Below are 26,854 nucleotides of genomic sequence, written 5' to 3' on the forward strand. Positions count from 1 at the left end.
TTATTTTTGAGTCTAAACTTAGATTAATAATGAAAAACATTCTCGCAATAGCAGGTTCCAATAGTAGTACTTCGATCAATCAAAAACTTGTAGAATATGTAGCTAAAGAAATAGCCGATCATAAAATTAAAGTATTAAAATTGGCAAATTACTCGATGCCAATTTATAGTGAAGATGAAGAAAAAGAGAATGGGTTTCCGGGAATGACATTAGGTCTAAAACAAGAGATATCCGAAGCAGATGCCTTAATTATTTCTGTAAATGAGCACAATGGAAGTTGGAGTGCTTTTTTTAAAAATGTTATTGATTGGTTATCTCGATTGGATCGTAATTTTTTAGAAGGAAAAAAAATACTTTTAATGAGCACATCACCCGGTCAAAGAGGAGGTTTAAGTTCTTTGGAATTTGCGAAGAATGTATTTCCTAGATTTGGAGGTGAGATTATAGAAAGTTTTAGTTTTCCATCGTTTCACGCTAATTTTTCTGTAGAAAATAATGAAGTTACAGATGAAACACTTTTGTTGGGATTAAAGGAAGTTCTAAGTACTTTTGCGCATCAGATTAAATAACTTGTGCGTAGTACCAAAATATATATTTTAGAAAATTCTTCAGACTTTAAAATCAAATTATTGCAATGGGCGCAGCAATTTGATGAAATAGTCTGGCTAGATTCAAATACATATTCCCAGCAATATTCGAGTTATGATGCAGTTTTAGCAGTCGATGCTTTTACCGCTATACAAACAGATCATTATACCGGTTTTGATAAACTAAAAGAGTATCAGGAACAAACAGCTGATTGGATTTTTGGGTATCTATCTTATGATTTAAAAAATGATACAGAGCAACTAACTTCCAAGAATTTAGATAGTTTAAATTTTCCGGATTTATACTTTTTTCAACCTAAGAAGTTATTTTTTTTTAAGGATAATAGATTAGAAATTCAATATCTAAATATGGTGGACGATGAGATGGAGGAAGATTTTCTTGATATTCGGAGATTTCCATCCACTATAAAGGTTCCTAATGATGATACGTCTTGTGGTAAGGTTAAAATTAGTTTGCGTATTTCTAAAGATGTCTATAAGCAAAAGATCCAACAAATGCTTGCTCATATTGCTCGTGGAGATATTTATGAGGCAAACTTTTGTCAAGAGTTTTTTGCCGAAAATAGTTGTATAGCCCCACTAGAAACCTATTATCATCTTAATCAAATCTCTAAACCACCTTTTGCAGCTTTTTTTAAAAGAAGTCATCAATATTTACTCTCCGCATCTCCAGAGAGATATTTAAGAAAAGAAGGAAGTAAAATTATTTCTCAACCTATAAAAGGAACTGCTAAACGTTCACAAAAAGAGGAAGAAGATAAACGACTTATTCAGGATTTAAAAAATGATCCTAAAGAACGTTCAGAAAATGTAATGATTGTAGACCTAGTCAGAAATGATCTTTCTAGAACTGCTATTAAAGGTGCAGTGCAAGTAGAAGAATTATGTAAGGTCTATACATTTCCGCAAGTACATCAAATGATATCAACCGTGGTTTCCGAGATTCATTCAAAAACGTCTCCGGTAGATGTGATTAGAACAACATTTCCTATGGGCAGTATGACAGGAGCGCCTAAGATTTCTGCAATGGAGATAATAGAAAAATTAGAAACGTCTAAAAGAGGTTTGTATAGTGGTGCAGTGGGATATTTTACTCCAGAAGGTGATTTTGATTTTAATGTGGTGATAAGAAGTATATTATATAATGAAGACAAGCGATATATATCTTATACTGTAGGAGGTGCTATTACTGCCAAATCCGATCCAGATAAGGAGTATGAAGAGTGTTTGATAAAAGCAAAAGCAATGCGAGAAGTGCTAGAAGGTATTTAATAAGCAAGTTTAGCTTCTTTTTTTAAATAAGGTTTTTTCTAAAGCTTTTTCTGACATCAATAATTGTTTCTTTAACTTCTTGCGCTGTAATGTCTTTTATTCTGGCAATTTCCTCAAAATTTAATTTCCCGAAAACAAATAGATCAATAATTTTAGAAGTTTCTAATGGTAACCAACTATAGAACTTGCCTAATAATTGTTGTTTCTTGTTTTCTGTAGATTCCTCGGAGTCAATTAATTTAAGGATAGCAGAATCAGAGTCATCATAAATAAACAATTGTTTGTTTTCTGAGTTTTGATGATAAGAAATATCATTAAGATCTTCATTCATGATTAACTTGTTATCGGATTCTAGGGTGTAGTTTTCTTCTAGTTTATTAAGTTCATCTCTTAAAAAGTAATTTGTACTTATACATTGTTGATGCCAACCTTCTCTTTTGTACAGCTCATCGATCAAATGATCAGCTATTCTAAAAAGTTTCAATTCTAACGATAATTTATCGATACCAATATCTAAATGCTCTTCATTATAAAGATTTACAATAGCATCATCTATAATACCATTAGAACAATACATATTTCTGGGAAGAACTCTAGTGCTTTCTGCAATATATAATCGATGTTTAACATATGGATGGAGATGAGGTACTACAGATAATAGTTTTTTGCTAAACTCTTTTTTATGATCATTTTCATAATATTTTGGCATTTCATCTATCCTATTCATAATATCAAAATTTTAAGAGTTGTTTAAAAATAACAAAAAGGATTGAGTTTTTGTGTTAAAAACCTGAAATTCAGATGTTAAACAAGCTTAAAAGAAAGGTTTGTTTACTTTTACAAAATCGTATATTTGATATCAGTCTAAAGATAAATTTTCAGGAATATTGAAGCAGCAGTTTAAAATCCATATAGAAGATCATTTACCGTTTCTAAAAGGAAGTAAATTACTAATTGCTTGTAGTGGAGGTTTGGATAGTATTGTGCTAGCGCATATATGTCATTTGCTTGATTTTGAAATTGGAATTGCACATTGTAATTTTAATTTAAGAGGTTCGGAAAGTGATGGAGATGAACAATTTGTGTCTCAATTCTCTGACGCAATTAAAGCTCCTTTTTTTGTGACTCATTTTAATACAGAAACCTATGCCAATAGCAACAAAATTTCTATACAAATGGCCGCAAGAGAGCTTAGGTATGATTGGTTTAATGTTTTGATTCAAGAATATAAATATGATTATGTGTTAACAGCGCATCATCTAGATGATAATTTAGAAACCTTTCTAATAAACCTTTCTAGAGGAACAGGAATTGATGGACTTACTGGGATTCCTGAAATTAATGATCACTATGTAAGACCATTATTACCTTTTTCCAGAGAACAAATTTTAGAATTTGCAACTAAAAATAATCTTACCTGGCGAGAAGATAGTAGCAATAAGACTACAAAGTATGTCAGAAATAAATTAAGACATAATGTTATTCCCGAACTTTTGACAGTTAACACGAAGTTTTTAAATAATTTCGAAAATACACTAGATAATTTAAAACAAACTCAAAACTTTGTCAAGGATCAAGTAGAGATTGTTAGAAAAGAAGTGTTCGAATATGACGAGCTAGATACAATCAAAATATCAATTTATAAATTACAACAATATAAGAACCCAAAGACATATTTGTATTTTTTATTAAAAAAATATGGTTTTACTGCTTGGAATGATATTGTACAAATTTTAACGGCTCAATCTGGTAAACAAGTTTTTTCGCCTACGCATAGATTAGTAAAAAATCGATTGCACTTATTGCTATGCCCAATCATAGAAGATGTTTCAGATCGCGTATATACCATTCCTGAAGAAGAGAATATGATTATGATTCCTTCTGGAATGATTCAACTTAAAGAGGTTTCTGAGTTGTCTAATACTGATCTAAAAACAATTTATGTAGATAAAGAAAAGTTAAAGTATCCCTTAATTGTAAGAAAATGGAAAGAAGGCGACTATTTTTATCCCTTAGGGATGAGAGGCAAGAAAAAGTTGAGTAAGTATTTTAAAGATGAAAAACTATCTTTGCTCGCTAAAGAAAGAGTCTGGTTGCTATGTTCTAATAATGAGATTATATGGATTATAAATTATAGAGCAGATAACAGATTTAAAATAAACCCCAAAACGAAACAATTACTAAAAGTAACAATAACCTAATGAGGAATATTCTACTATTATTGACAACATTGTTGTTTTCTACCACATTATTTTCGCAAATATTTGAACCTATTAAATGGGAAAGTAACGTTAAAGAAGAATCAGAAAATGTTTATATATTATCTTTTGCAGCTACTTTAGAAAAAGGGTGGCATATATATTCACAGAAAGAATTAGATACAGACGACATAGCTCCGACAGCAACAGAATTCACATTTTATAATGAGGAAAAAGCGTACGAACTAGTTGGAGAGACTATAGAACCAGAAGGTATACAGAAGTTTGATAAGGTATTTGAAATGGATATCAAATATTTTGAGGATAGTGTTGTGTTTACCCAAAAAATAAAACGATTAGATCCATCTCTTAAAACGGTGAAGGCCGAAGTGTTTTTTGGAGTATGTGATGATGAAAAATGCTTGCCTCCAGATACTGTGGAGTTAAATGTAAACTTATCAGGGAATGATGTAGATGAAGTACCTAATATCACTCCAACATACGAAATAGACACTAAACCAAGTGTTAAAAATGAAAATGATAAATCTATTGAAGAGAAAAAAGAACAAAAAGGTTTGTGGAGTACCTTTATCTTAGCTTTCTTATCCGGGTTTGCCGCATTATTAACACCATGTGTGTTTCCTATGATTCCAATGACAGTAAGCTTTTTTACTAAGCAAAGTAAAAATAGAGCCGCGGGTATAAAGAACGCAATTTTTTATGGTATTTTTATTATCGTAATCTATGTTGGATTAGGTTCTGTGGTTACAGCTATTTTTGGAGCAGATGCATTAAATGCTTTGTCTACTAATGTCTGGTTTAATTTGTTGTTTTTTGCCTTACTTATCGTTTTTGGACTTTCCTTTCTTGGAGCCTTCGAAATTATGTTACCAAATTCTTGGGCAAACAAAGTAGATCGACAAGCTGATAAAGGTGGGATGATAGGTATATTTTTTATGGCATTAGCGCTCGCTATAGTATCATTTAGTTGTACTGGTCCTATAGTTGGAACTATTTTAGTAGAAGCTGCTTCTAAAGGAGGAATAGCTCCTATAATTGGGATGCTTGGTTTCTCACTAGCAATTGCATTGCCATTTGCACTTTTTGCTATGTTTCCGGGTTGGTTAAATTCTTTACCCAAAAGTGGTGGTTGGCTAAATACAGTTAAAGTTTTTCTAGGTTTTTTAGAATTGGCATTTGCGTTTAAGTTTTTATCTAATGCAGATTTAGTGTTACAGTTAGGATTATTGCAAAGAGAAATTTTTCTATCGATATGGATTGCTATTTTTGGAACGCTTGGATTATATTTATTGGGTAAAGTGAAACTTCCTCATGATTCGCCAATAGAAAATATTTCAGTAGGAAGACTATCGATAGCTCTACTAACATTAGCGTTTACTATTTATTTAATTCCAGGTTTATGGGGAGCACCATTAAAATTGATAAGTGGTTTCCCACCACCACAAACATATAGCGAATCGCCTAGAGGTTTTGGAGGTTCTAGTAGTAACAGTTTACCAGGCTCAGAACTTCCAGAAGGAGCCAAGTATGGAGAACATGATATAATATCTTTTACAGATTATCAAACAGGTCTAGATTATGCTAAAAAAGTGAACAAGCCTGTTTTAATTGATTTTACAGGATATGCTTGTGTAAATTGTCGCAAAATGGAAGAATATGTATGGTCTGAACCAGCAGTTTTGAAAACATTGAAAAACGATGTGGTTTTAATCTCCTTATATGTAGATTATAAAAAAGAACTACCCGAATCAGAACAGTATGTCTCAAAAACTACTGGCAAAAAGATAAAAACAATAGGTAATAAATGGAGTGACTTTCAGATTACTAGATATAAAGCAAATGCGCAGCCTTATTATGTTTTAGTAGACCATAATGAAGAAAACCTGAGCAAACCAGTCGGATATACTCCTAACGAGAATGAGTATTTAGGTTGGTTAAAAAAGGGGATTGATAATTTCTCGGTTAAATAAAAAGGTTGAATGTAGTATATTGGAATTATACACCGATAAACAGAGGAGCCTGTAGTGCATTAGGGGCAAAACCAAATGTGCAACTAAAATAAAGCACTTTCAGAGGTTGCCATGTTAATTTATATTAATTTGATGTTCATTAAATGTGCATTTTTAAGCGCATTATGTTCATTCATATTAATTTCTCCGTAAATATAGTGTTTATAAGGGCTAAAAAGCTTTTAAAAAGGTTCTAAATAGCCTTAAATTAGTTGGAAATTAGCAACAATCTAACACTAAAACCCGTCTATTTATACAAATAACATTTAAAACAGCTATAAACTTAGTGTTTATAATGGTTTCCTTAAAATACATTGTTAAAAAAAATTGCACATTTCGTGGATGTACAAAAACATTAACGTTTATATTAACAAAAGTAAAGCTGTTTTAACCCGCTATTTGTAGTTAAAAAAACAGTGTTAAATAATGTTAAAGTAATAAATTTAGAGGTAACAATATGATTTAAAAAGACACTTATCTATGTATGGGAAAATTTAGTTAAGATTCAACTTCAGTAAAGAGTCTTGACAATAAGATTATTACGTATAAACCGCAATAAATATTTCATAAATTATTGTACTTTTACCCACAAAATTGTGGAGATTTTATGATACAAAATTACCTTAATAGGGATTAATGTTTTATTTTTCTTTTTTTAACTTTTCAATACTTAATTTTGTTGAAATTTTAAAACAGTTAAAAATGAAAAAGTTACCATTGTTCGCCGTATTATTGTTTGTCTTTTGTGTCTTCACAAATTGTGAATCAGATTTAGAAAACGAAATATATGAACCGCAGAAGCAACTCATTGACAAAGACGACGTCGTCACTCCTGGAGAAAAAGGCTAAAAGAAACGAACTTACTACAGTAATAATTGTCTCAACCTTTGGACTAATAGGTTTTTTAGCTCCATTCTCGCACGTTTTTTTTAATAATACCGATACTCCAGGGATGTTCGGTTTTAAAAAGATGTCATCTTTATTGTATGCTATCGGTTTTCCTTTACTATCAATAAGTGCAGGTTTAATCTTATATTTTGGTTCAAAGGTTATAACTGGGAAATTAGCAGGGCTATTTTCGAAAGTTTCGTTTTTGTTCTTTTTTGTTGGTATATTTTTCCTTGTTTGGGCTCTAGCCCCATCAATACCGGACGATTTCCCAGCTTTTGTTTATTATTTCTCTATGGTGGTTGTAAGTCTTTATTTCTCGCGCGTAATGAGAATATTTTCCAATTATATTTTAGGACTTACAGGTAAAATTGAAAAAATGATTGAATTAGTTGGAAATATCCGCGTTAATCATTTTTTCAAAATGGCGTATAAAGCATCAGACAAAGCTAATATCGAGGAAATCAATGCAGATATTGAGGACTTTGATAATGAGGTTTTTGAAGTTTTAGATGAAGTTTCCAAAGATTAATAAAGTCTTTTCTATCTAAAATTCTCATATTTTACATAAATATTGATGGGTAAAAACAAAAATAATAGAGACAATATTTTAAAAAGACTTGGGAATCGTTATTCCTTAAGTGATAAGTCTTTAAATAACTTTACTCTACCTTTCAATGAATACCAAAAATTGGAGGGGAAAATCAAAGACGAAATAATAGATGAGTTAATTATTATAGATAGTAAAGAGTCTAAAAGTGATTTTTTAAAAAGCATTAAAAAAATGTTTTAATTCACATAAAGAATCTACTTACTTTTACTATTTATCTTATCAATCAGTAAGTTTATAGCAATATCCTTCGCGCGATTACTAATGAACTCTTTATATTCAGTATACTCTCCAAATTCGTCTTCGTTATCTTTAATATAATTTATTATAACACTTTTAGGAATTTGATCTAGTAATTTGCTATCAGAAATAGGAGACTTTAAAGACGTTGTCTTTTCTAATTTTTGCGTAAGATTGATAATATTTTTCTCCTCTTCACTTAGCCCTCCAAATAATAAAGATTCTAACTCAGGAAAAACACTTAAAAGCTTTTGTAGTTTACTTGATGTCGGCTGAGACTTACCCTGCCTATATCTATTTATAGTAGGCTCTGAAAGTCCCGTTAATTTGGAAACTCTATAAGAAGTCAAACCCTTATTTGTAAAAAATCGGTCTAGCTTTTTATTTATGTCTACAAAAGTTATACTCATTATTATTTCTTATCCAAATATACTAACATTTATTTTTGTACATTCAAAATTGTTTGTATATTTGTATCTATATGAATACAAATATATCAAAAAAAACGAATCTAAATAGTGATGATCTTAATAAAGTGATCGCTAACCGATATTTTGTTAAACCTCAGGCTTTAGCATCTAAGAACAATTGTTCCGTAGACTACGTAAACAAAGTATTGTCGGGCAAAAGATCGGCAAACAGTAAGCTTGCAATTGATATAGTGTTGGACGCAATTAAAATTTTGAGAGCTTTAGGAATATAAATTTTTTTACCCTTAATACTAACAAAAATGTTAGTAATATATTATGAAATTTAAGCAAGGTGACATATTAACAAGAAATAAAACAATTTGGCTAAACAGTGAATTTGTTGCCAATGTATGCGACTTTACAGAGAACATGCAGGCTGTTTTAAGAAACCGTTACAAGCGCGATGTCACTCCTTGTCACCGTCATCATAATGTTTTACCGGATACGGGTAAAAGTTGGAGATGGGCGAAGATCAATAATAAAATATACTACGCGCTAAGCAACATTCCGAACAGAAAGCCTATGTACTACCGTGATATGTTTGGGGATGCAGAAACCTTAGTAGAAAACTATAATCAAGCACTTAAAAACAGGGCAAAGAGCCTTTTAGAATCAGAATTTAGTGCCTTTATACAACAAAATTACAAATATCATTTATCCCAATACCCGAACTGTAATGCTTTACAACGCCCTGCATTAGCCAAGGCGTGTGCAGTGTTGCAATTTACTGCGGATTATATAGTGCGAAATGAGATTGCGGATAATAAAATAAATAAGTTAATCAAGGAAATATGCGCCCTTATTAAAGAAAAAGATATGCGCTATTTACCTACGAATTATCGACGTTTCAGAGAGAAATTTGACCAGTATGCCAGTGGTTCAGAGTTAAGTGATATTATCGTACTACCCCGTAAAGATAACAAAAACGCCTTGGTATTTGATGATCCAGAACTACGGGCAGCAGCTCTGAAGCTTCGCAGCTACGGACAGAACTACACTAACGAATATATCATTCGCAAGGTTCAGGACTTATGCCGTATTAAAGGGCGTCGGGTTCCTAACCGTCGTTGGTTCGGACAGAATGTGTTCGAACTTAATGAAACGAAGTTTTTAACCGATCATTTGCGATATGGTGAAGGAAGCTCCAAAGCGTTTAGCAATACGGGATATATTCCGTTAGAGCGTGCACTGTATAGTGGTGATTGTTGGGAGGTTGATGCTACGCGTGTTAACCTTATTGAACACAAGAAAGAGGACGGAAAGAGCGGGCACTTAAATATTGTTGCCGTTAGAGACGTCCACAGCGGTGATATTCTTGGGTATGCCCTGGATTATAGCGAAAACCGATTTGTGTACGCAAATGCCCTTAAAATGGCAGTTGAGAACGCGGGATACCTACCCTATGAACTGATTGTGGATAGATTCCCAGGTCACAACACTAAGGAGATGGTATCTCTGTTCGATTCCCTTAAAAAATTAGGTACTAAGGTTAACATTACCTCCAATGCAAACGGTAAGGCGGGTGTAGAGCGTGGATTTAGCACGCTACAAACGGTATTTATGCAAGACTCCCTATACTATTACGGTGAGGGTATTAAGTCTCGTAATTCCTATGCACACCGCAGCCCAGAATATTTAAAAGAAGTAAGAAAACAGGCAAAGCAAGAGAAATTCGATTTAACGGCTAGTTATAACGAATCTATTGCGATTGTCGAAGCGTACAGAAGTACCCCATTGTCATATTACTCACGTAAGCACGATAAGGTAGATCGTTCTCCTGCGCAAATCCACCAGGAGAGCGAGAAACCTAATGTACGTAAGGTTTCGGGTGCTCAAATCTCCATGTTATTTGGATTAAAGAAAAAGGCAACTATCAAGCACGACGGTATGATCCGCACAGAAATTCACAAAGTGGATTATGTGTACCAGATTTCCGACTATGAGCTTATGAAGAAACACAAAAGCGTGATTTTGTCCTACGATTTGGAGGACCTATCTACGGTGCATGTGTTCAGAGAAAACGACGGTATGTTAATTCATGTAACTGCTGCTAAGCTCTTTAACAAGCCTACAAAATACGGTCCAGATGCTGAGTGGAACCGCATTACTACAGAGCGACACCGTCTGCAACAAATCAAGGAGCGTAAATCCGAGGATTTAGAACTACAAACGGCGGTATTTAGTGAGGTTGATTTCATGATGGGCAGATTTACCAGCAAAACCAAAAACGAAACAGAGCGCATTCTAAGCGATACGCGCTACGAACAAAAACGAACCGCGAACAGTGATATACAGACTGGTAACGCTTCCGATATTGATTTAGATGACTTTATCACCAGTCAAATGTAACCCTTAAAAGTTTAGATGATGACAGACGTTCAAAAAACCGAGATAGTAAAGACGATTAACGCTGCTATTACTCGTTTTGGCAGTGCCAATAAATTCGCAATTAACTGCGGAGTGAGTGCTGCTACCTTATCCCAGATGCGAAATTGCGAATGGGAAAATATAAGTGTTGGAATGTGGCAAAAAGTAGCAGCAAAAAGCGGGTATAGCTACAGCACCTGGAATATTGCAGAAACTACCAACTATAAACTGGTGCAAAAAGTACTCAATGAAGCAAAAGAAGAGTGTTTGTTTGTCCCTATTTCTTACCCGGCTGGTTCTGGTAAGTCCGCAGGATTAAAAGCGTGGATTCGTAATAATCCGAGTTTCAACTTTTATGTAGAATGCAAAGAATGGGGAAAGCGTGATTTTCTTAAGAACCTAATTACTCAATTAGGAATGGAACTACCAAGAACCTATGCCACTTTGGATATGTTGACCAATATTGTGATCAATTTTTTTATTGAAAGAAGAGACTATAAGCCCACTCTTATTTTAGATCAAGCAAATAGTTTAAGCCCTACAGCATTAAAGGTGATAATACATATTTTCAATGCCTTAGAGGACGAGATGTCGCTTATTATCTGCGGTACGGAGAACCTTAAAAAGACGATTGACGCAGGCGTAAAATATAATAAAGACGGTTACGACGAGATTTCAAGCCGTTTTGGTCGCAAATTCATTCAATTATTAGGAGCACACAAAAAAGATGTTGCGCTGATCTGCGAAGCCAACGGAGTATTCGATAAGAAATTACACACAGCCATTTTCAACGAATGCGAACCAAAACAAAAAAAGATAGGTACGCAATTCATTCCGGTTGTAGAAGATATGCGAAGGCTCAAACGCATCATTAAAAGAGAGCAAATAAAATCCAAAGATATCGTATGAAAGATGTAAACGAAATCGAGGTACACGACCCTACAGTTGTACCTCCTGCGGTTGGTGTGCTTGATTTGGGGAATGTATCTGCAAGTCAGTTGCGGGAAGCCTTGGAAAAGGCAGAAACCAAAGAAAAGGCTGCACAACAGCGCAAGCGTAAGGCGTATGAAGAAAAACGCCATGAAAAAGTGATCACCCTTATTAAGGAAGCTCAGGAACTACAAGAAGTTTTAAAGCAGTTTAAGGAAAAAGTACAGTTAGAAATGGACTCACAGGCTACCGATCTTGCCGAATATGGTGGTATTAGAAGCAATAGCAAAGGTGGTTTTCAGATCAAAAGTAAGGACGATCTCTATCGTATCAGACGTACTCGCGATACCCAACCTACATGGGATGAGCGTAGCAATAAGGCGGTAGAGTTGTTAAAAGATTTCTTACATGATACGGTTAAAAAGCGTGCTGAAAAGGAATTTAACGTGATGATGGCATTTCTAGAGAAGAACCAAGCAGGTGATCTGGAGTATCAGAAGGTCATGACCCTATTAAGTTGTGAAGATAATTACAACGATCCACGTTGGAAGGAAGGCTTACGCTTGCTTAAAGAGAGTTATCAGGTAGTACTTCGCGGATTTGGCTATTATTTTGATCAGAAGAACAGCGAAGGGAAATGGGAGAGCATTTTGTTAAACTTTTCAAGCATATAATATGGGGAGTATACTAGATAATGCCTGTCGATTGAATAAGCTTGTAGTAAATGCAGGTCTTCGCCCAGCCAATGGAAACGCAGCAAGTAGTTACTTACTATACAAGCAGATAGAACGAAATCTAACACAATGGGTAACCGATTTTGTGGAGAGCCTGGACCCTATCCACGGAAACACTACCAAAAAAGGATTTATAGAGGTCCAGCGATATGCCGATGTAACACTTCATAAATGTTTGGTAAAACTAGACGCTATTACAGACATGCACAGACTACGAAAATACAGCCAGTACGAGTCTATGAATGCGCTTATTTATGAACTCACAGGCAGAAACATGCAAATCAAATTTAAAAACCCACTAAAGGATTAATTATGGATGATACAAGTGAAATGAAAGTAAAATTTACATTAACAGGTATTAACGAACTAAAACAGGATTGTTCCCGTGCCATAGATAAAATAAAGAAAAATCTAGAACTCGACCCACTTATGCAAGAGCGTATGATCCAATTCTATGGTAGTACGATCTACTACCTGTCCATTCTGGAAGAATTACAAAAAACTGAAACACCATAATATGAGAGCGGTACACTTTATTTTAAGAATTACGGGCTATCTATTATTGTCTCCATGGTTTGTTATAAAGGTTATAGCCTTTGTAGTTTTTGTGGTTTCTCTTGCTGTTCTGGGATTGCTTTTTGTAATGGTCACTTTTGATTTAGAGAGCATTCAAAGACTGTATAAACTGTATTTAAAAAAGGAGTTTAAAACGCTGGTTGATGGATTTTAAGCAAGCTAACAAGCGGAAAAACCGACGCTATTATTTGCACCGATGCATTAAAAAACAAGGAATTCGCTACAGTGCTCCGTTAAAAACGATCTATTGCGAGTGGGACAAGCCCTTAGCAAACAACTATGTAACCGAATTAGAGCAATCATTCGGTTACAGTATTCAAACAGAATTATACTAATATCCTTACCCCGGTGGTTGGCGGGCATTCCATTTCGAGGATGGAAAGGAAACGAAAACATATTTTGAGTGAACTGGGACTGAAGTTCCTATGCTGAACTGTTCGGGGTTTTGAAGAATGCCCTCGTTAAATCATACGGTGAATGTGGTGTTTATCAGTTAAAGCCGCAGCCAATGCGAGTAGTTTAGTCGTTACGCATGTGTTCACTCTCATTAAACCAAGGCTTTAAGGGGTTAGAGCCTTGGTTTTTAAAGCTTTTGATTATGAAAAGAATTGCAAAACAAGACACGGAACTACTATTGGCAAAGAAAAAACTGCGTAGTCAGGTCCTCACCATTGCCACCAGAACCGGAATACATGATACCAATGACTGGGAGAAGTTTAACAGGTTTATGCTTCACAATACCATTTACAAAAAGTCACTAAACCTGTACACTTTAGAGGAATTGGAGGAACTGGTGAAACAATTCCGTGCCTTGGAGTTCAATTATAACAATTCTGCAAATAAAGTAGGCACTAAGGCGTGGGCACATAAAAGGAACTTGCCAAACCTATCTAATAACTAGTAGTATACATGGCTTACAATAGAAAAAATTACTATCGCCGAATTATAGAAATTCAGGAACTCACCAAGGAGTATCAACAAATTGGGTTGAGCAATACTCAAATATATGAGTTGCATGTAAAGGCGCAGTATTTCATTAGTAAGCGCACCTTTGATGAGTATTTGGGCATCCCTGCAAAGCGAGAATTAAAAAAGCTATTGGATATAGACGCATCCCAAACAAGGCTATTTGAATGAGAACATATAAGATATATACAGATAATGAGTCCCATTACGGGCTTACCTATGATCAAATGCGCTTAAAGGAATGTTTCTACCGCGCTTTACGCCAAGATTATACTATTGTATATCCAGATAACATCACTATAACAGTAAAAATCAACAGCTAAATGACCACCCATTATCAGGCACATATCGTAGTGATCGGAACGGTTGTAAAATTGACCTATCAAAACGGCAATTTTAAGCGTTTTGAAGTGGTAAAAAAAGGAAAGTTAGCCCCTGTTCACCTGTTAAATATTGGTCGTATCATTCCACTAACCGAAAAAGAGCTCACGCGCTTTGTATTGGAGAAAAAAGGCAAGGTAAACTATACCGTGATTGAAAAAAATGTCAGTATGTATGGTCAATATACTGCGGTTTGGTTTGATTTTTACCGTGGTTTTATGGATGTAGAGCCAAATTTCACTAAGGTGGACGGAGCCAACCTGAAGCGAATCATGACCTACTTAGAAAAAATCAGTGTGAACCCGGAGCAAGCCTTGGAACTATGGAAGGCAATTCTTCATAACTGGGATCATATGGACGATTTCCACAAGCAAAATACAGATATCAAATACATATACAGTCAAATTAATAAGATCGTGCAAAATGTCAAAAGAAATAATGAAACCTACGGGGGATATCACGACGATGAGTTACAATCAGTTGTTAACGGACTATAGTCCTACAAAATGCTTGGTATGGTATCGTAAAAAGCATACGGTAGCACTGGCAATGAACTCAGACGCTCCAAAATTGAGTGTTTTGTCCAAAAGATTTGGCGAGGGTCAGCTCATGGGCTATTTAAAACATTGGTTGTTGGATTTAAACGTGTCTCTACAGCTAAAATCAGGACTGAAAGCGAATCAAATTGATCAGATTGCTTTTGCGATTATGGATACGTATCGCAGTTTAAATCTGGCAGAAATTAACCTGATTTTTAAGAATGCAAAATATGGGGAGTACGGGGATATTTTACGTATTTCCATACCTACGGTAATGCGTTGGTTCAAGCAATACTACGAGGAACGATTAACGGCTGCGTATGAACAAAGTTATAGTCAGAGTGTACAGCACAAAAGTGCTTTTGCCAGTGCTCCACGCTCGATGGAAACCAGAAAACAAGCTGGACGAGAGTTAAAAAAAGCCTTAGATTTTCAGCAGAAACAACACGAATTACACGAAGCCCAGAAACGGGTGGACCAAGCAAAAGAGCAATTAAAATCAAAACCATAACACTATGAATCAAGACAAGTTATTACCAGAGGTAATTGCCTATGCCAAACAGCAGGGCTTTATACGATCCTCGATCCTGCAACTAAAATATAAACTAGGCTATAATCGGGCGTATAAATTGATGAAGCAGATGGAGGAAGCGGGCATATTTACCGATGAGAACCAGGGGGAGTATTGGATCGATAGAGTTGTAAAACTATAGCTATGACCGAGACTACCCGAAACAAAATTGCCAAAGTGTACGAACTAGTACAACGTGGCGTTGATGGAGAGCAAAAAGCAGCACAAAAAGCACTGGAACGACTGCTTAAAAAACACAATTTAAACGGGGCTCAAATTGAAAATATCCGCAAAAAGGAATACCGTTTTAAATACGGTAACCGCTTAGAGCTGATGTTGTGTTATCAGTTGGTCCGTTGTTTGTTCCCAGGAATGGAAACCAAGCTTTATAAAGATACGTATGGCGTTCGTGAGATTGTGATCAGCTTTGAGTATTTAGATTATGTGACCTTTTCTACTGCATACGAATACTTTAGAAGGCATATGAAAGCGCAATTTAAAATCCATTGTACACCGCTTGTTAATAAGTGTCGTTCTGCTAAAACCAGAAACGAGCGACGTGAGCAGCTTCAGGACTTGTTCTTTGGTCAATATGCCATCGCCAGTAAATTGTATGTAACAGGTGATCTTACCAAAGTTTCACATGATGAAATGAGCAAAAAGAAAATGCAGGACCTGCAAAAACTACAATCCATTGAAGGCGGTAGCTATCATACTCAGGTAACCACAGGATTGTATTTAAATCAATAAATCAGGGACTTATGAAGTTAAGAGACCTTACCAGGAAATTAGTGCCTTTCCGATTGAAACTGCAATATAAAGAACATCAAAAAGGAAAGGTAATTGAAATTTATGTGCTATCGGTAAGGAATTTCGAAAAACTGAAAGCCTATGAATCACATTGCCAATACATAAAAGAATACCCAAAACCACGTTGAAAGAAATCAAAAACAAGACCAAATAAATCACTTTTAAAAACCATTTAATTATGCAACAAGAATTTTTACAGTACGCCAAAGAGAGCTTAACCAATGACAATGTACCATTTACATTGACTTACGAACCACGCAAAGGCGACGGACGTGTATTAAAACAGGGGGTAAAAATACCAGGGCTTACCGAGGATTTAATTACAAAAGACTATTATTTAACGCTCACTCCTGATGTGCACAACCAAAGAGAGCTTTGTCAGCCTTTTTATTCCTCCAAAAAATACGCTCACATTCCTGATGAAGGCTTCGAATGGTTACCTGCGGTAAAACCAAAAATCATCAGTAAGGAGGTAAATATCGTGGACTGGATGGAGCTTACTTCTAACCGTCGTACCTATGAACTTTTTACGATTGAAGATGACATCCAGGAAGGCGATATCATCAAATTTAAATATGAAGATCAAAACGGCTGGTATTCGACGCATCGTACCGTTAGCTCTGTCAATCGTCTAGTTTGGAATGATGAGATTAGGGACGAAGAACTGTTAATAGTCAGTTTGAGAGCAGAAAAAGAATAAACTTATAAAAGTATACCAGACAAATAAATATTAAAAAAATGCCTTCATTACGGTTTTCCACATTGAAGGCATTTTTGTACAACTTACATTTGATAAAAAATTAAACGATATGGTACATTACAGCATTGATATTGAAAAGAACAACACCAAATGGGTAGGCATGTTAAACAAGGTGGAACACTACAACATTCCCCCAAAAGGAAAGATCATCCCCGTCAAGGAAGTGGAAGCGGATAGTTATATGGATTTATACCATAAGATGTTTGAAGCTGGTTTTTTTGCCAAGATGGAACACAACCAGTTCTAATCAAAAGAATTCTCTAATACGCCCGGTGATATTTACATCCTCTCCCTGGGCGTATTGGTATTTTTCCTTATTTCTTCCATAGTACGGAGCCTGATAACTCAATAGATACACACTTACTACCGCATCATCCCGTAGTAGTTCCTCACTAATAAGTTCCAGTTTTCCTGTATTGGGGCTTTCCAGTTCCTCTATAAGCTGATGGGTTACCTTTACAAAATCAAATAATTGCAGGGCTTTGTCTCTGGATTGACTGATGCTACTGGTATCGCGCCCCTGTTCGTACATTAGATGTAGTGTAATACTGGCAACGCCTGTAGTTCCCTGATAGGCTACGGTAAACTCAAATAATAATCCTGGTAGTCGAAAAGTTTCAAAGGCTTCGGGATTAAAATATTGACCTCTATACAAATCAATGTGTTTTAATGCGGGTATTCCTGCATTTCGATAGGTTTGTGCTGCTGCTTCGCTGGTAAGGCGTTCGATAATTGTAGTATATAATTCTTTCATTTCAGTGCGTTTTTAAATTCTCTTTCAATCATTCTCTCCACTCGTCGGAGCAATACCCCGGATTCTCCTATAAATTGTCGTTGTGGCATGGAAAGGTTCATTTTTCGGGAGTGACTGCTTACGGTTGTATTTCCGCCTTTGCGCCCCCTGGTAATCTTTCTACTATGCTCGCGAACCGTTACCGTCTTTTCAACCGTGCCCCCTTCATTGTGCAGTTCTGCGAAGGGTACATCGGTTCCAATGATAATATGTTCTTTCCCTACGCTGATTTTACGAATGGAGCGTTTTAGGCGTCCAGTTCTGTTCATTAGGCTACCTCTGGCGCGCTCATTTTGTCTTTTTTTCCAAGGCTTGCGGGAGCTATCCACCCAATTTTTTCTAACAAAGCGTTCCTTGCTAAAATTCACTGCAATTACCGCAGCCCGTGAGGGCATGCGGTCTATGCTTTTGCTAACGGCATTTAACTTTTTGATGATATCATTTGGCATACTATAATTATTGTGAGGTTTCAATGGCGCGAACGGCGCGTAATGCAGTTTCAATAAACCATTGTTCGATCTCTTGCGGATTCATTTTTGATAAGGTGGTGTTCTGGGTATTGATCCCTCCTTTATTCAGGGCTTCGATATGTACCGTGATATTTTTGGGTTGTGACGCCTTGGAGCTTACATCTCCAATTTGTGACCCTCCAACACCGCCTAAGGTTTTTCCATCGTCATTGTCTCCAGTTGGGTTGTCTGTGGGGAGTAACCCTTTATTCTCGGCACTTTCCTCTTTTTTGTTACTTCCTTTCTTTAGCTTTATACTGATATCTTTAGCAGCATTGACCACTTCTCTGGCGTTATCGAGTGTCTGTTTTCTAAAGGCTTCTTTTTGTTGCTTTCTTCTGGCTTCCAGGGCTTGCAACTGCTTATCAGCTTCGGTTACTATTTGCCTGTTCATGGCTTCCCTAGCTGCGCTGAAATTCCCTGCCATTGCAAGTTGTACCGCTTCCTTTACTTTGGTAGCAAATGCCACCAGTCGTTGTCCTACATTTTTGATACGCAACCACATTTTTTCAATACCGTATTTGATGGAATCCACAAAAAAGAAAAAGTTGGCTTTGGTTTGTTGCCATACTGCGGAGGCTATTTTCTTAAAAGCTTCCCAGGACTTGCCCCATCCTTCGGTTTTCTTTACCACATATATAATAGCACCTATAAGCGCACCTATAGCCATCACAACCAGTCCAATAGGATTTGCAGTTAAGGCAGCATTTAAAAGCCATTGTACGCCTGTCCATAATTTAGTCAGTCCAATAGTGGTTAAGGTAAGCCCGTTGGTAATAACCAGCTTTACAATATGGGCAGCAAACATCCCGCCTAGTACATACATTACCCGCTGGAACCGTTCCGCCCCAGCACTTCCTGATTGTATCCATTTGGTAAAGCTATTATAAGCATTATAAGAACCTACAATCATACGATTAATAAAATCCAGTCCTCGTGCTACCAATGGTAGGATCAACTCTCCCAGTTTGGACATGGCGGTATTAAATCGGTTTTTAACAATCTCAGCTAATACCGTTACATCGCCCTGCGCATTTTTAAGAGCTGCATCGATACTGTATTGTGAAGCGTCAAAGGCTTGTAAGGTGCTATGAAAATCATCCGCCCCAGTCTTTAGTTTCACAAAAAGGTTTCTCAGTCCTTCGGGTCCACCGATTTTATTGATCAGCTTATCAATCTGTTTTGGGGTCATTTTCTTAAACTTGGCGGTTACTTCTCCCAGTACCGTGCCTAAATCCCGCATTTGTCCGTTACCATCATACAGGCTGATTCCTATTTTTTTAAGCCCTTTAACGGTTCCGGCTTGGGTGAGTCCCTGAAAGGCGGATTTAGTCATGGTGGCTGCGGTGGCACTGTCTTTGGCAATGGAGGTAAAGGCTGCAAATATCTTGTTAGCGGTATCAACACTTTGCCCTGCTCCGGCTGCTGCTCCTGCGTATTCAGTTTGTACTCTGGCAAGCTCATCAAAGGTAGTAATCCCTACTTGTACCGTTTTAGCATTGGATTCTAACATATGATCGATATCCCCAACGCCCAGTCCAAAGGCTTTCATTGCCTTGGTAGTGGCGTTCATACTATCGCCCAGCCCTGCACCCGTGGCAATAGAAAAGCGTCCTACTTTTTTAAAGATGGATACGGCATCCTGTCCGTAGACTCCGGTAGCGGATTGCAGATCGTAAAAGGCGCGGGTAGAATCCTGTAAATTTGTACCTACCTCAAAGGCTGCATCCCGTATCTGTTCTTTGTAATTACCCAGCTGCTTGGAGGACTTATCCAGGTTCAGTTGTTTGATTTGTAAAAACTCATGATTGAATTTACGAGCTTCCACAAATCCCTTAGCCATCACCCCAGTCAGGGCGATGGCTCCTGCAATGATCAGCGCATAGGGGTTGCCCAGCAAATCCATAGCCCGACCAAATAATGGTATTTCGTTGCGCATCGCTGCAAAGGTTTTTACCGTGTTTAGTCGTAATTTGTTTAAATGCCCGCGCATCTTCTCTGTACCTTTTTTGATGCGCTGCTGAGTCTTCATAAGACGTTTGTTAAACAGCTTGTTTTTAAGCTCCATTAACAACTCAATTTTTGATTTTACCGCCATTATCGTTGTCTTTTTTGAATGAGTAATCCGTTTCTAACCGTACTTTCTTTACTGGTCATTCCTTCCCAGTTTGTGATCTCCATATTGTTATTTCCCAGTCGGGTGTCTACTACCATCATGCGATCGTTATAAAATTTCACATAGCGCGTTTGAAAGCTTCCCTTTTTAGGGTTGTGGGAATGCAAATACACTTCATCGGGGTTTTTGAGTACTTTTTCAATATGCGGAAACAGCCGTGCCTTAGTGGTGGAATCGGTTTGCTTACTAAAGGTGTTTTTCTTCAGGATGAGCTGGCGTTTTAAGTGGTCTTTGAATCCCATAAAGTCCCCACCTTGAGAGCCGTCTACCTGGAATAATTCCGCAACATTGTTTTTACTAATAGTACTATCGATTGGCAAGGCGTCTAAATCGGCTTTAAAATCTTTCCAGTCCTTTAGCCCGTAATTGTCTTTATAGTCCATTTTTTTCAGGTTGCCGTTCAGTCCTTTTATATCGTGGTAGTACTGCTCCTTGGTAAATACCTGCTTGGTATCCCCGCGGTTCACATCAAACTGAGAGTCCTTAAAACTATCACCGAGTAATTTTTTGGCGGTGCTTCCTTTACTGATCACGGTATTGGACCCGCCCAAATATTGTTGGAATTCACAACGGCAGTTATACCCATTAGGCGGGAAGAGATCCATTGCTTCGGAATCGTTTAGATCGAACACTCTACCTTCTAGTAATTGGTGTTCGCTACGCACCTTGTTGTCTCCTGCGGTACTATATTGTACGAGACTAGTAACGGTGTCTTTTTCGTCCATAAAGCGTACATAATTCGCTGCGTTTTGCCCCACGGATATCGATAGGTTGTATTCTGTTTCCAGCCAGGTACGGTTAAAATCGGTGGTAATCTTTTCGGCTTCTTTGAAAAAGTCTGATTTGGAACGAATTTGCAAGGCGTCTTTATCAATGAGTAATTGCGATACGGACGCCAGGCGCGCTTCTGTTTTGGAGGTGGCAAATTCAAACAGGTTGTGTTCCATTAGTTGCAGTGCCAAATGATCCGGTGCGTTATAGGCGATCTCCAGGCGACGTTCGCCCCATCCTTCAAAGAGCCCTTTAACCAGTTCCCGCGCTTCCAGGGCAATTAATTGCGCACGGGCGGGTAAGGTATTATCCTCTTCCCAAACAGCGGTGAGTAATTGACGGGTTAGGTTTTTGATGGCTTTTTCAAAAGAACCGCTGCGAGCATGAGGAAGCACTGGGCAACATTTGTCTACCGGGTAATTCGGCAATAGTACCCCGGATACCTTAGTCCTTGTCAATGCTTGGGTTATGGGAAGGGTTGGTGCCGGGCTTTTTTTTTTGCCCGTAATAGGAATACTAAAGGTCTTAGAAATCCACTCCGGGTCTACCTCATACTCCTGCATGACCCCTTGGGTAATGGTCCAATATTCGGTAAGCTCCAGGGCGTGTCCCTGGTCAAATTCGAATTTATCATTTTTACCAATTTCAGTATAGCCCTGATTTCGTAGAATAGGCAACAGGCAATCATTCACCAAAAATGTAAGGTGTCGCTTATCGGCTACGGCAATTTTCTTATCGATATTGCGCTCATGGACTTCACTTTGTGACTTGCTGCTCCCGTCATCGGTGAGCATGGTACCGCCTACAATGGGCTTACTAATTTCTTCATTATTACGCTTACAGAACTTATCAAAGGTCTGATAGGCATCGGTGCGGTTGGCTTCTTTGTATTCGACCTTAGAGCCTTCAGGAAACACTCCACGGGATGCCATGGCAAGCTTACGCAACATATAATCTATTTTACTAATAGTCTCCTGATCGTACTTATTGGTAGTAGCGGTAACCATCGGAAGTCCAAACTTTTCGCAGAACTCCGCCCAGGCTTGTAATACATTACGTTTCCAAATAAGGTTAGGTACTACATTGTTTAAAATACCCAGGTCCTTATCTTTTCCGATTTGAATGAGCCAGTTTTCAAAGTACGGATCATCATAGCGGATGCCTTCTTCTTTGGATAGGTCAGGAATCACCAGCTTTAAAACAGGTACGGTATTGCGTTGGGGGATGATCTCAAAAGAGATATGTTTCCCGCCAAAACTAGTAAACTGTAGTACCTTGGTTCCGCGCAGCTTTGCCCCGATAGCTTCTTTCAAAAACTCATAGAACCACTCCTGGCGTATAATCTCGGTAGCTTCATCGTTAATAGTGCCGTCTTCCCTTTTAATGTAGAACTCCGTGTTTAGGGTGGCATTCTCCCGCAGTTGTATTTGCGCCTGTAGATGCCCGTCCGTCATCAGATCATTGATCAGATCATGGTATATATATAGCCGTGGTTTTTCGGGGTTCTCTGCGATCTTTATAGCTTGTCGCCACTTTTGTATATCCTTTCGGGAGCGATCCACAAAAGACTTGGTAATCTTGTTGACGATATTCATCACATCGTCAATATCTCGTTTGGTCATTTTACCAGAGGACACCCTCATATAAGGGCTTTGTTTTTTTTGCCCTGAGCCGAACGATTTTATATAGTTGTATATGTTCATACGTTAAAACTTTTTTATGCGCTTAGAATTGAATTTAAACAGGACTTAAACACTCCTTACCATCGGTTGTCTTCGTTATCATATTCGGAATTGATGACAAACCCTATTTGTTCCGTTCCTGAGATGTCCGTAATTCTGGGTAAATCGGCGGTCTTTTTTCCAATGGTCACCTCTTTTAGCCAGTTTAAAACATCCTGATAACGATCCGAACGAAGCTTGGGGATACGCTCAGGAGCCAGCGAGGTATATAAATGGTATAAGGTACAATCCAAAGTGATCATCACGACATAGGCGTTTCTGGGGTCGGGCTGGTCCATATCTTCCCATAGCTGGAAAATCAAATCTGTATCATAATGCCCAAACAAATTGTTTTTGATTTGTGCAATTGCCATGTTTTCCGCGGTGAATAGTTTGGTTTCGGTATAGTCCTCTAATAAAAGGTCTTTGATTTCATTTCGCACAATGGCGGTATAATCCTGGTCTAATAAAAATCGCATATTAAAATCGGTTAGGGTTCATTCGTATATCTTCCATCCGCTCGGTAATCTCTGGCGGGAAATGATCAATAAAGGTGTCTTTGTTTAGTTTAGAGATCGCTCCGTGTTGGGCATCGGGGGCATCATCAGGCGTACCGCTTCCTTTTTCAAAGGCTAGCAGGTGTTCTAAATACAAGGCGGTGTCCGGGTCTTCTTTGAGGGCAGCATCTATAAAAATCCATTGACGGACATAATAACCCAGCATGGATTCGATACGGTCTGCCTTATCTGCTTTGGGTCGTTTGTCAGCGATCACCGGAATATGATACCCCCGTTTGTCTCCTTCTACATCAAAATCATTCACAAATTCATCCATAGCAAACAAGCCTTCGATATAATAGCGAATATTGTATTTTTCCAGCTTCCAGTCCTCATAGAGATCATAGAGCCACTCGGCAACCTGTGCACGGGAACATTGGCGATTGAATACCTTTAATATATGATATTCCCGTCCTTTCTTCCCGATTAAAAACATGGCTTTATGATCTCCCTGGTTCTTATAGGACAAATCCCCATACACTACCAAGCCGTCATATTGTCGTAGTTGCAAGCGTTTTTTATAGAGAATCATTTCATTTTTAAAAATGACACCTTCTACAATATGCTTATGCATATACTCCCGCATAAAGGATCGAAAGGGAGTATTTCGAAACTTTTTACGCCAGTAGTCCGCGGACGTTTTTTCTTTCCAGTTAGGCTCGAAATTAATTAAGTCCTTTACCGCAGGGACACTTACAATATGATGTATCACTTCATCCCCGCAATCCTTTGCCTTTTTGATGTATTGTTTATACTGGGTTTTTAGTTGGTTTATAATGGTGTTTTTGTGGAAATTGTTGTTAGCCACCACAAAACGTTTTCGTGCTGCTCCTTCATCAAAACACCCCATTAAATCCTCCTGCACCCACTCTAAGGCTTCTCTACTCAACGCATCGTTCTTACATCGTTTTTTGGTATCGGCATCATCCACCAAGATATAGTCCGGGCGTTTGTCTTCCTCACTTTCTCCCCTGGGGGATTGCCCGATACTCATAGCAGTAAATTTCACCCCGTCTGTAGTGGTAAAATCTCCATTCATCCAGTCACCAAATTTAAAGCGTGACCCGTAGTCATTTCGAAGGCGTTGGTTGTACTGTAACTGCGCTTGTATTTTACCCAGTAGTTTTTTTGCTTTTCGGTCGGTTTGCCCGATTAAAAGCATATAAAACATATCCTTTGTAAAATACAGGTACAAAGGAATACCCATTCCTAAGTGGACAGATTTTGCACCAGAACGGTAGATTTCACCTAATAAATTGATCTCTTTATGTTGAATGATCAGCCGTGCCATTTTTTTATGGAACCAGGCGCAGGGACTTTTGGCAAAATTCGGAAAATAATATTCGAACCATTTTACGTAATCTTTTTGCAAAGCTTTGATACGTGCGTGCTTTTGCTTGGGCGTCTCATTGATATCAATAGTGGTCGCCTGGCGTATTCTTTTGGAATGCGCTTCGTACTGGTTGAGTAATTTTTCTTTTTGAGCGTCTGTCATTATTCTAAACCTGCTTTATAGATCAAAAATTTTTTATGCCAGTCCAGAAATAAAATAGCGGTTTCGGGTTCCTGGGCAGCCATCCAGTTATCAAATTCTTTAAAAACACTCATCACGACCTGGGCAGATACCTTCCCGCTGATTCCTTCTAGGACCTTACCAATTTTGGAAAGTGCATCGGCATCAATATTCGCCTTATTACCCTCGGCAATGTGTTGTAGTTCTTTGGTAAGAATCTCTTTTATTTTGTGGGGCGCACTTAAGAGTTCCGCCCGTCTGGTATCCCAGTCTTTTTCTCCGGTGCGTCCTTTTCTCCATCGCCCGATGGTCTGTTCGGGTTTATCGAGTTCCTGGGCAATTGCCTTGGCAGTCATCCCTTCGTTGATAAACATACGTTCCGCCAGTCCTCGAAGCTTTTCATTGTTCATTTTTGCCATAGTATCCGTGGTGTTTGCGAATGTAAAATTCGCAAACCCTACCCCAGAAATCCCAATCCCTTTGCAAGGCATTCAGAGAGTATTGCAAGGCATTCTAAAGAATTTGATTTGGTTGTTTTCTTGGTTGATTTTTGACCCATCAAACAGGCACACATGGTACTAACGATAGAAAACAACAACATTTATTTATACGGGTATATCTGGGATGGTGACGGGGCGTATTTTTTGGAGCAATTTGCCTTACTCGATGGAAGCTACCCGATACTAGATGTGCATTTACACTGCTATGGCGGGGCGGTATTTGACGGGAATATGATCTACAATACCCTGATCAATGCCACCTCACAAGTCGATACCAATGTGATTGGTGTCGGTGCTTCGATGGGTGCAGTATTAGCACAGGCAGGAACGGTACGCCGTCAGGTGTCTAATGGCTTTCAGATGATTCATGCAGCTTCGGGCTATACCTACGGAACCTATCAGGACCATCTGAGTAATGCCAACCTATTAAAGGAAGTAGGAAAGAATTTTACGCGTATGCTGGTCAGTAAAACAGGAAAAACAGCCAGCGAGGTAAGTAAATGGTTAGTTGGGGACAACTGGTTTAGTGCAGAACAAGCCCTGGAAGCGGGGCTGATTGATGAGATCATTGACCCGCAAGCTACCCTAGATATTGAAATCGATGACCCAAAAGCAGTGGGAAGTCATGAGATATACAACCGTTTTGCTGCGAGTATGAAAATTACCGATACCAACCCTAAAGGAATCCCGGTAAAAACACCTCGCGCAGCCGCGCCACAACCCACTCAAAAAAGCATACAAAAATCCAAACCTATATATACTATGGAACAGAGTTCAATTACACTTTTAGGGTTACAAAATGTGACCCCGGAATCTTCAGAAACAATGGTGGTACAAGCAATTCAGGCAAGGTTTACCGCTTTAGAGAATAAATACAATACTGAAAAAGCAGCAAAAGAGAATGTAGAAGCTGCGCTTAATGCTATCAAGGAAGGTAAGATAAAAGCCTTATTGGATGCTGCGCAAGGTGCTGGAAAATTTACGGCAAAACAACGCGATAGCTATGAAGCGATCGGGAAAGATTCTGGATTAGAAACCTTAGAAACGGTGCTAGAGGGCTTACAGGGGCGTACTTCTTTAGCAGCTACGATCGTACCAGGAACGACAAGCACCCCAACAGCAAACGCTTCACGAAGTGGATGGAACTGGGATAAATACCAGAGTGAGGACCCAAGAGCCTTGGAAGCCAAGAAAACAAATGACCTGGATACTTTCAAAGCCTTGTTTAAAGCAAAGTTTGGAGTAGACTACACCGAATAATAACACGAACCTATTTAAATACTATACTACTTATGGCAGGATTAAACCAAGAGATATGGACCGATGTACTCGTACAGCAGTTTAGAACAGTGGAAATGGCGGGG

33 protein-coding genes are annotated in these 26,854 nt (G+C 37.9%); 24 read left to right on the forward strand and 9 right to left on the reverse strand.

Annotated elements, in window-relative coordinates:
* The first annotated feature begins 29 nt into the window (after positions 1 to 29).
* On the forward strand, positions 30 to 569 hold the full coding sequence (locus H526_RS0126300; protein ID WP_027395677.1) for an NADPH-dependent FMN reductase: 540 nt from the start codon (positions 30 to 32) through the stop codon (positions 567 to 569).
* A gap of 3 nt (positions 570 to 572) precedes the next feature.
* Entirely contained in the window at positions 573 to 1,880 is a 1,308-nt protein-coding gene (gene pabB, locus H526_RS0126305; RefSeq protein ID WP_027395678.1) for an aminodeoxychorismate synthase component I, read from the forward strand.
* Positions 1,881 to 1,902: 22 nt separating this feature from the next.
* On the opposite strand, the gene H526_RS0126310 is transcribed toward pabB, so the two are convergent.
* A complete protein-coding gene (locus tag H526_RS0126310; RefSeq protein WP_027395679.1) occupies positions 1,903 to 2,607 on the reverse strand; it encodes a hypothetical protein in 705 nt (234 codons plus the stop codon).
* Between the two features lie 160 nt (positions 2,608 to 2,767).
* Between H526_RS0126310 and tilS the strand changes: the two genes are divergently transcribed.
* The 4 genes from tilS (at position 2,768) to H526_RS0126335 (ending at position 7,789) form a co-directional block, all read left to right on the forward strand.
* Positions 2,768 to 4,081, forward strand: coding sequence for a tRNA lysidine(34) synthetase TilS (tilS, locus tag H526_RS0126315; RefSeq protein WP_027395680.1), 1,314 nt, complete (start codon positions 2,768 to 2,770; stop codon positions 4,079 to 4,081).
* Positions 4,081 to 6,069, forward strand: a complete 1,989-nt coding sequence (locus H526_RS0126320) for a protein-disulfide reductase DsbD family protein (protein ID WP_027395681.1) — start codon at positions 4,081 to 4,083, stop codon at positions 6,067 to 6,069. Before tilS ends, H526_RS0126320 begins: the two co-directional genes overlap by 1 nt.
* An 826-nt stretch (positions 6,070 to 6,895) precedes the next feature.
* Positions 6,896 to 7,528 carry a hypothetical protein gene (locus tag H526_RS0126330; protein ID WP_155839720.1) on the forward strand — a complete coding sequence of 211 codons (633 nt, stop codon included), beginning with the start codon at positions 6,896 to 6,898 and terminating at the stop codon, positions 7,526 to 7,528.
* A gap of 45 nt (positions 7,529 to 7,573) precedes the next feature.
* Positions 7,574 to 7,789: a hypothetical protein gene (locus H526_RS0126335; protein WP_027394205.1), complete on the forward strand. Its 216-nt coding sequence runs from the start codon at positions 7,574 to 7,576 to the stop codon at positions 7,787 to 7,789.
* A gap of 14 nt (positions 7,790 to 7,803) precedes the next feature.
* Here the strand turns inward: H526_RS0126335 and H526_RS0126340 are convergent, their stop codons facing one another.
* Positions 7,804 to 8,256 (reverse strand): helix-turn-helix domain-containing protein, encoded by a 453-nt coding sequence (locus H526_RS0126340; RefSeq protein WP_027394204.1) that lies wholly within the window; start codon positions 8,254 to 8,256, stop codon positions 7,804 to 7,806.
* A gap of 71 nt (positions 8,257 to 8,327) precedes the next feature.
* On the opposite strand from H526_RS0126340, the gene H526_RS0126345 reads away from it, so the two are divergent.
* From H526_RS0126345 to H526_RS0126415, 17 genes are all read left to right on the forward strand, one after another.
* The gene (locus H526_RS0126345; protein ID WP_027394203.1) at positions 8,328 to 8,549 is read left to right on the forward strand and encodes a hypothetical protein; all 222 of its coding nucleotides are present in this window, start codon (positions 8,328 to 8,330) and stop codon (positions 8,547 to 8,549) included.
* Between the two features lie 43 nt (positions 8,550 to 8,592).
* Complete coding sequence (locus tag H526_RS30275; protein ID WP_051336222.1) at positions 8,593 to 10,665, forward strand: Mu transposase C-terminal domain-containing protein; 2,073 nt, start codon at positions 8,593 to 8,595, stop codon at positions 10,663 to 10,665.
* A gap of 18 nt (positions 10,666 to 10,683) precedes the next feature.
* On the forward strand, positions 10,684 to 11,592 hold the full coding sequence (locus H526_RS0126355) for an ATP-binding protein (RefSeq protein ID WP_027394202.1): 909 nt from the start codon (positions 10,684 to 10,686) through the stop codon (positions 11,590 to 11,592).
* Positions 11,589 to 12,287 carry a DUF3164 family protein gene (locus H526_RS0126360; RefSeq protein WP_027394201.1) on the forward strand — a complete coding sequence of 233 codons (699 nt, stop codon included), beginning with the start codon at positions 11,589 to 11,591 and terminating at the stop codon, positions 12,285 to 12,287. Before H526_RS0126355 ends, H526_RS0126360 begins: the two co-directional genes overlap by 4 nt.
* Before the next feature lies 1 nt (position 12,288).
* Entirely contained in the window at positions 12,289 to 12,657 is a 369-nt protein-coding gene (locus tag H526_RS0126365; protein WP_027394200.1) for a hypothetical protein, read from the forward strand.
* Between the two features lie 2 nt (positions 12,658 to 12,659).
* Positions 12,660 to 12,863 carry a hypothetical protein gene (locus H526_RS0126370; protein ID WP_027394199.1) on the forward strand — a complete coding sequence of 68 codons (204 nt, stop codon included), beginning with the start codon at positions 12,660 to 12,662 and terminating at the stop codon, positions 12,861 to 12,863.
* A 1-nt stretch (position 12,864) separates the two neighbouring features.
* Positions 12,865 to 13,077: a hypothetical protein gene (locus H526_RS0126375; RefSeq protein ID WP_027394198.1), complete on the forward strand. Its 213-nt coding sequence runs from the start codon at positions 12,865 to 12,867 to the stop codon at positions 13,075 to 13,077.
* Between the two features lie 378 nt (positions 13,078 to 13,455).
* Positions 13,456 to 13,824, forward strand: a complete 369-nt coding sequence (locus H526_RS0126380; protein ID WP_035085945.1) for a hypothetical protein — start codon at positions 13,456 to 13,458, stop codon at positions 13,822 to 13,824.
* An 8-nt stretch (positions 13,825 to 13,832) separates the two neighbouring features.
* Entirely contained in the window at positions 13,833 to 14,060 is a 228-nt protein-coding gene (locus tag H526_RS0126385; RefSeq protein WP_027394196.1) for a hypothetical protein, read from the forward strand.
* The gene (locus H526_RS32035; protein WP_155839719.1) at positions 14,057 to 14,212 is read left to right on the forward strand and encodes a hypothetical protein; all 156 of its coding nucleotides are present in this window, start codon (positions 14,057 to 14,059) and stop codon (positions 14,210 to 14,212) included. The genes H526_RS0126385 and H526_RS32035 overlap by 4 nt, the downstream gene beginning before the upstream one ends.
* Positions 14,213 to 14,767: a hypothetical protein gene (locus tag H526_RS0126390; protein WP_027394195.1), complete on the forward strand. Its 555-nt coding sequence runs from the start codon at positions 14,213 to 14,215 to the stop codon at positions 14,765 to 14,767.
* 148 nt (positions 14,768 to 14,915) lie between these two features.
* Positions 14,916 to 15,320, forward strand: a complete 405-nt coding sequence (locus H526_RS0126395) for a hypothetical protein (RefSeq protein WP_155839718.1) — start codon at positions 14,916 to 14,918, stop codon at positions 15,318 to 15,320.
* Between the two features lie 4 nt (positions 15,321 to 15,324).
* Entirely contained in the window at positions 15,325 to 15,522 is a 198-nt protein-coding gene (locus H526_RS0126400; protein ID WP_027394193.1) for a DNA translocase FtsK, read from the forward strand.
* A 2-nt stretch (positions 15,523 to 15,524) separates the two neighbouring features.
* Positions 15,525 to 16,130 (forward strand): hypothetical protein, encoded by a 606-nt coding sequence (locus H526_RS0126405; RefSeq protein WP_027394192.1) that lies wholly within the window; start codon positions 15,525 to 15,527, stop codon positions 16,128 to 16,130.
* Between the two features lie 11 nt (positions 16,131 to 16,141).
* Positions 16,142 to 16,318 carry a hypothetical protein gene (locus tag H526_RS32040; protein WP_155839717.1) on the forward strand — a complete coding sequence of 59 codons (177 nt, stop codon included), beginning with the start codon at positions 16,142 to 16,144 and terminating at the stop codon, positions 16,316 to 16,318.
* A gap of 50 nt (positions 16,319 to 16,368) precedes the next feature.
* The gene (locus H526_RS0126410) at positions 16,369 to 16,890 is read left to right on the forward strand and encodes a hypothetical protein (protein ID WP_027394191.1); all 522 of its coding nucleotides are present in this window, start codon (positions 16,369 to 16,371) and stop codon (positions 16,888 to 16,890) included.
* Between the two features lie 109 nt (positions 16,891 to 16,999).
* A complete protein-coding gene (locus H526_RS0126415; RefSeq protein WP_027394190.1) occupies positions 17,000 to 17,197 on the forward strand; it encodes a hypothetical protein in 198 nt (65 codons plus the stop codon).
* Here H526_RS0126415 and H526_RS0126420 read toward each other — a convergent pair whose 3' ends face one another.
* The 7 genes from H526_RS0126420 to H526_RS0126450 are packed head-to-tail and all read right to left on the reverse strand — an operon-like array spanning position 17,198 to position 25,409.
* Complete coding sequence (locus tag H526_RS0126420; protein WP_027394189.1) at positions 17,198 to 17,704, reverse strand: hypothetical protein; 507 nt, start codon at positions 17,702 to 17,704, stop codon at positions 17,198 to 17,200.
* On the reverse strand, positions 17,701 to 18,192 hold the full coding sequence (locus tag H526_RS0126425) for a phage virion morphogenesis family protein (RefSeq protein WP_027394188.1): 492 nt from the start codon (positions 18,190 to 18,192) through the stop codon (positions 17,701 to 17,703). The genes H526_RS0126420 and H526_RS0126425 overlap by 4 nt, the downstream gene beginning before the upstream one ends.
* A gap of 7 nt (positions 18,193 to 18,199) precedes the next feature.
* Positions 18,200 to 20,350 carry a phage tail tape measure protein gene (locus H526_RS0126430; RefSeq protein ID WP_027394187.1) on the reverse strand — a complete coding sequence of 717 codons (2,151 nt, stop codon included), beginning with the start codon at positions 20,348 to 20,350 and terminating at the stop codon, positions 18,200 to 18,202.
* A complete protein-coding gene (locus H526_RS0126435; RefSeq protein ID WP_027395682.1) occupies positions 20,350 to 22,902 on the reverse strand; it encodes a phage head morphogenesis protein in 2,553 nt (850 codons plus the stop codon). Before H526_RS0126435 ends, H526_RS0126430 begins: the two co-directional genes overlap by 1 nt.
* 56 nt (positions 22,903 to 22,958) lie before the next feature.
* Complete coding sequence (locus H526_RS0126440; RefSeq protein ID WP_027394185.1) at positions 22,959 to 23,399, reverse strand: phage protein Gp36 family protein; 441 nt, start codon at positions 23,397 to 23,399, stop codon at positions 22,959 to 22,961.
* Between the two features lies 1 nt (position 23,400).
* Complete coding sequence (locus tag H526_RS30280; protein WP_051336221.1) at positions 23,401 to 24,972, reverse strand: hypothetical protein; 1,572 nt, start codon at positions 24,970 to 24,972, stop codon at positions 23,401 to 23,403.
* A complete protein-coding gene (locus H526_RS0126450; protein WP_155839716.1) occupies positions 24,972 to 25,409 on the reverse strand; it encodes a hypothetical protein in 438 nt (145 codons plus the stop codon). Before H526_RS0126450 ends, H526_RS30280 begins: the two co-directional genes overlap by 1 nt.
* 153 nt (positions 25,410 to 25,562) lie before the next feature.
* On the opposite strand from H526_RS0126450, the gene H526_RS0126455 reads away from it, so the two are divergent.
* Positions 25,563 to 26,750, forward strand: a complete 1,188-nt coding sequence (locus H526_RS0126455) for a Clp protease ClpP (RefSeq protein ID WP_027394183.1) — start codon at positions 25,563 to 25,565, stop codon at positions 26,748 to 26,750.
* Positions 26,751 to 26,854: the final 104 nt, after the last annotated feature.

Origin of the sequence: Aquimarina latercula DSM 2041, assembly GCF_000430645.1 — a bacterium.
In the GTDB taxonomy this organism is placed as follows: domain Bacteria; phylum Bacteroidota; class Bacteroidia; order Flavobacteriales; family Flavobacteriaceae; genus Aquimarina; species Aquimarina latercula.